Source organism: Chryseobacterium arthrosphaerae (assembly GCF_001684965.1).
In the GTDB taxonomy this organism is placed as follows: Bacteria; Bacteroidota; Bacteroidia; order Flavobacteriales; family Weeksellaceae; genus Chryseobacterium; species Chryseobacterium arthrosphaerae.
Map to the genome: position 1 here is coordinate 1 of NZ_MAYG01000013.1, position 446 is coordinate 446.

The 446-nt window shown below is 36.1% G+C and carries 1 protein-coding gene; it reads left to right on the forward strand.

The genetic code is table 11. From position 1 onward, the window contains the following. On the forward strand, positions 1-446 hold a 446-nt coding region (locus BBI00_RS18960; protein ID WP_317040185.1), incomplete at both ends, for a DUF6624 domain-containing protein.

Consider the following 446-nt stretch of genomic DNA (forward strand, 5'->3'; position numbering starts at 1 on the left):
TGACAAACCCCTGCAGGCTGAATTATTGGCAATTCTCGAGGAAGACCAAAAATACAGAATGCAAATGGACGAAACCCAGAAAAAATTTGGTCCGCAATCTAAAGAAATGAATGATCTTTGGAAAATAACAATGCAGAAAGACTCACTTAACTTAATAAAAGTAAAAAAAATATTAGATGAGCAAGGCTGGGTTGGTAAAGAGAAAGTAGGCGCACAAGCCAACAGTGCATTATTTCTTGTCATTCAACATTCAGATCTTGAAACGCAGAAAAAATATCTCCCAATGATGAAAGAAGCTGTCACAAAAGGAAATGCAAGTGCCGGTTCTTTAGCTTTGTTAATTGACAGAATAGAAATCCGGGAAGGCAGAAAACAAATATACGGAAGCCAGATAGGAATCAATCAAAGTAATAATACTTACTATGTTTTACCTTTACTAGATCCTG